Raw genomic sequence first — 4,590 nt, 5'->3', positions numbered from 1 at the left:
CATCGACATCGAGTCGGCATGGAAGTACACCGTCGATGCCGACGAACTGATCATTTCTACCGCCGATGCAACCACCGACGAGTCCGAGGTCCGCAATCACGCTGCCGAAGATGCCATCACCAACAGCCTCGGCGCGGCCGCGGCGAAGGCCACTCTCGCGGGAACTTTGACCGGCCTCGATTCCATGCAGTTCACACTCGACCTCCTGCCCCAACTCGAAGCGCACGACGCCATCGACCTCACGGTTGCAGGAACCCCCGCCGACTACCGGCCTGCAGACGACGCTGTCGTGATCGGCCTCAGCACATCAGCCCCCGACGGGGACAGCGGATCCGACTGGTTCGACCTCGATGTCACCGTCGATGTTGCGGGACAAAGCGTTCCGTTCACAACACTGTTCTCTGCTCTGAGCAAGGGCGAGACTCACATACTGCTACCGGACGGCGCCTTCTTTCGGCTCGACGCACCTGAACTACTCGGCCTGCACCGTCTCATCACCGAAGCGCGGTCGCTACTCGATCGGCCCACCGGCAAACTCGGGATCAGCAAATTTCAGGCCGGACTGTGGGAAGAATTGACGGCGCTCGGAAGGGTCAAACATCAAGAAGCAGCTTGGAAGAAGCAGATCGCAGGATTGCTCGGCAGTTCGGGCATCGATCCCGTCGAAGTCCCGGACACGTTGACGGCAACGCTACGTCCCTATCAGGTCGACGGATTCCGTTGGCTCAATTTCCTGCGCCAGCACAGCCTGGGCGGCATACTCGCCGACGACATGGGCCTGGGCAAGACACTGCAGACCCTCGCAATGATCTGCGCTGCAAGGCAATCGAATCCAGCCGCGCCTCCCTTTCTGATCGTCGCACCCACCAGCGTCGTATCCAACTGGAAGTCCGAAGTGGCGAAGTTCGCACCGACCCTCCACACCGCTGTCATCACGGACACGCTGCGCCGCAGAAAAACCGATCTGGCCGCACTCGTCGGCGGGGCGGACATCGTCGTGACGTCGTACGCTCTCTTTCGCCTCGACACCGATGCGTATTCCGCCGGCCGCTGGTCCGGACTGGTACTCGACGAAGCCCAATTCGCCAAGAACCACAAGTCCAAGGTCCACCAGTGCGCGAGGGCGGTGAACGCACCGTTCAAACTCGCGATCACCGGTACACCCATGGAAAACAATCTTCTGGAGTTGTGGTCGCTCCTCGCAATCACTGCACCAGGACTGTTTCCCAGCCCCACCACCTTCACCGACGTCTACCGCACTCCCATCGAAAAAGACGGTGATACAGAACGATTGGCGCAACTGCGACGACGCGTCAAACCGCTGATGGTGCGGCGCACCAAGGAACAGGTGGCTGCAGACTTGCCGCCGAAGCAGGAACAGATACTCGAGATCGAGTTGCATCCGAGCCATCGCGCGATCTACGACACCCACCTGCAACGCGAACGGCAGAAGATTCTCGGACTACTCGACGACGTCGACAAGAATCGGTTCACGATCCTGCAATCGCTGACGCTGCTACGCCAACTCAGTCTCGACGTCTCGCTGGTCGACGAGGAGAGCGGACCCGTCCCATCGGCCAAGGTCGACGCTCTCGTCGAGCAATTGGACGACGTCATTGCCGGCGGACACCGCGCGTTGATCTTCAGCCAATTCACCGGGTTCCTTGGTTCTGTCCGCAACCGACTCGACGCGGAAAAAATTGCGTACAGCTATCTCGACGGTTCGACGCGCAATCGCGGTGAAGTGTTGGAGGAGTTCAAGTCTGGTGCAGTCCCCGTCTTCCTGATCAGCCTCAAGGCTGGTGGTTTTGGCCTCAATCTCACCGAGGCCGACTACTGCTTCATTCTCGACCCCTGGTGGAACCCGGCCGCCGAGGCACAAGCGGTCGACCGTACTCACCGCATCGGGCAGACGCGAAACGTCATGGTCTACCGCCTCATTGCCAAAGACACCATCGAAGAGAAGGTCATGGCGCTCAAAGCCAAGAAGTCGGCATTGTTCTCGAATGTCATGGACGCCGAAGGCACACTGGGCACCGGACTCGACGCCGAGGATCTTCGCGCGCTGTTCGAGTGAGGTGCCTATTCGGTCGAACCGCACCTACCCGCTCACGGTAATGTGAGTCGCGAACGGACAACACAGAACTCCCGAACGAAGAAATCCACTTCGTTCGAACGAGAGGAACCTGAATGGGCGTCACACTTGCCAAGGGCGGCAACGTATCTCTGTCGAAGGCCGCACCCAATCTGACCAAGGTCGCAGTCGGTCTCGGCTGGGATGCACGCAGCACCAGTGGTGCCGACTTCGACCTCGACGCCAGCGCGTTGGTCACCGGCCCGGAACGCAAGGTCCTTTCCGACCTTCACTTCGTCTTCTACAACAACCTTCGCTCGCCCGACGGATCCATCGAGCACACCGGCGACAACCTCACCGGTGAAGGTGACGGCGACGACGAGGTCATCAACGTCGACCTCCCGGCTGTACCGCCCAACGTCACCAACATCTTCTTCCCCGTCTCGATTCACGACGCCGATGCGCGACTCCAGTCCTTCGGACAGGTCACCAACGCCTACATCCGCGTCGTAGATCTGTCGAACGGCTCCGAACTGGCACGCTACGACCTCTCCGAAGATGCATCCACCGAGACAGCCATGCTTTTCGGTGAGCTCTACCGCCACAATGGCGAATGGAAGTTCCGTGCAGTCGGACAGGGATACGCATCCGGACTCGCCGGAATCGCCCGCGACTACGGCGTGAACATCTGATCTCTATCGGTACACGAAACGGGGTTCGATTCGGCATTGCCGGATCGAACCCCGTTTCGGTTGTCTGCGTCGACGCGCGAGTTAACGCCGCAGGATCGCCCTCGCGAGGTGAACAGCCCAGGGCGAGTCCGCTTTGCTGCCGAACTTCCCCAGCTCGTACCCCGTAGCGCCGATCAATCCGAGCACCTCTACGGTGCTCCCGGACGTGTCACGTCTGGAAGTCTGAGCTCCAGCCATCAGGATGCTCGACGACCGAATCGACTCCAGCGCTCCCGCGACGAAACGATGACGATCCGCCGGCGACATGCCGGCGGCTACGGCAAGGAGGACGAGGAGTTCCACCGCTCTCTGCGAGCCGCCGGGCGCAACCGGAACTCCCTCGACGATCACCGACCACGTCATTGACGCGTCCCGCTCTGCCGACTGTCCCCGCTTCGTCAGAACAATCTGCCCTTTGTGCTTTCGCACCAGGCCGAACTTCTTGAGCACTGCGAAGAGTGATCGCCCTTGTGGAAGGTTTACAGGTCCCAGTTCAGGTTCGTCGAGCATCGCGTCGACCGTCGTGAAGAAATCATCGGCACCGATCCCTTCGACACCGATCAGAGCCAGAACCGCTTGAATGCGTTGGCCCGCCTCGACGTGGACCAACTCCCCGATTGCCGACTGATCGTCAATGCCTGCTCGGGCGAGGACCGCGTGCAGTTCCGGGACTCGCGAGGGTCCCAGGCATTCGACGAGCTTCGCAATGTCGTACGACGCAGCGATCTCGTCCGGTCTAGGACTATGCAGTCGATTATTGACGTCAGCGATCTCGAATCGTGTCGGCTCGAATTCAGTTTGTGGCCATTCGAGGGTCCATTCATGGGAGCGCAGCTTCTCCGAAGCGAGAACACCGAGGAGTTGCTCGTACTCGTCAGGTCCGACACATTCCTCCGGCGGACAAGCACCGCGACCCGCGGCACACACAACTTGGAACCCGTCGGGCAGTACTTCGGAAGATTCAAGTGTCAGCGTGTGGCGCCAGTTCCCGAAGCGTCCGTAGCGATAACTGATTTCATCGCCAGGCGAGACCATGACCTCGTCCAGGCGTACCGCGGACTCTACGATCGCCGCTCGGCCGGCCCGACGCTGCTCGGCGTTGCTTCCGGAAGCTACGTACTCTTCGACCTCGCCGGGAAATCGGCTGCCGGACTTGGACCACGCGTGCGATTGACGGTCACTCCACCCCATTGCCCGTTGAACGACCGAATGCAGGTCATCCAGATTTAGATCCGACGCGACGAGGATTCGTCGCCAGATCTGAGTGGAAACATTGTCGACACTGATACGTATCGCGTATTGCGCCGGCACCGCGCGTCTCTTCGAACGCAACGATCGCGCAATCTGAATGCCCCCACGCCCTCCGCCAGCTTCTAGTACAAGCCTTTGCAGTTCTTCAGGCTCCGTCGGAACGAGTCGCAAATGCGACACCCTCGAGCTGCTCAACCCCACCATGAGACTCAGCCTAGGCCAAAGTGCTAGGGACGAAGGCACAAAATCGGAGAGTACTTCGGACTTATGAGACGGTTCACAATCTATACCTTGGCTAACAAGTCGCTACGTGCATCGGCGACGGCATCTTCCTCGCCCAATCCCTGCCCTGATGGTGTGAACGTACCGTTCATCTCGTTGAAGAGGGTGAGCGTGTCGTTCACTCGATCCCGGACGGGGTGGTGAGTCGGCGGCGTGCTCGCGCCTTTGATGGTGTGAACGGTACGTTGGGTCGATCTGAGGCGACGAAAGTGCCGTTCGCTCGAAGTCGGGGGTGCCGGCGGCGGTGCTTTC

General features: G+C 60.3%; 4 protein-coding genes. 2 read left to right on the top strand and 2 right to left on the bottom strand.

Annotated features, from left to right (window positions below; all coding sequences use genetic code 11):
- Together A2J01_RS14620 and A2J01_RS14615 are read left to right on the top strand one after the other, a co-directional pair.
- A partial coding sequence (locus tag A2J01_RS14620) for a DEAD/DEAH box helicase (RefSeq protein WP_064112967.1) occupies positions 1-2,077 on the top strand: 2,077 nt, incomplete at its 5' end.
- Between the two features lie 113 nt (positions 2,078-2,190).
- Positions 2,191-2,766, top strand: a complete 576-nt coding sequence (locus A2J01_RS14615; protein ID WP_003940660.1) for a TerD family protein — start codon at positions 2,191-2,193, stop codon at positions 2,764-2,766.
- An 81-nt stretch (positions 2,767-2,847) separates the two neighbouring features.
- Here A2J01_RS14615 and A2J01_RS14610 read toward each other — a convergent pair whose 3' ends face one another.
- Both A2J01_RS14610 and A2J01_RS36840 read right to left on the bottom strand, forming a co-directional pair.
- A complete protein-coding gene (locus A2J01_RS14610; RefSeq protein ID WP_231915790.1) occupies positions 2,848-4,116 on the bottom strand; it encodes a plasmid pRiA4b ORF-3 family protein in 1,269 nt (422 codons plus the stop codon).
- A 224-nt stretch (positions 4,117-4,340) separates the two neighbouring features.
- Positions 4,341-4,590 (bottom strand): hypothetical protein (locus A2J01_RS36840; RefSeq protein WP_231915789.1); only part of this gene is annotated, 250 nt, incomplete at its 5' end.

It is taken from the genome of Rhodococcus sp. EPR-134 (assembly GCF_001647205.1).
Lineage (GTDB): Bacteria > Actinomycetota > Actinomycetes > Mycobacteriales > Mycobacteriaceae > Rhodococcus_F > Rhodococcus_F qingshengii.
The sequence above is the reverse complement of the archived record's forward strand: the minus strand, read 5'-3'. Positions and strand labels throughout refer to the sequence as shown.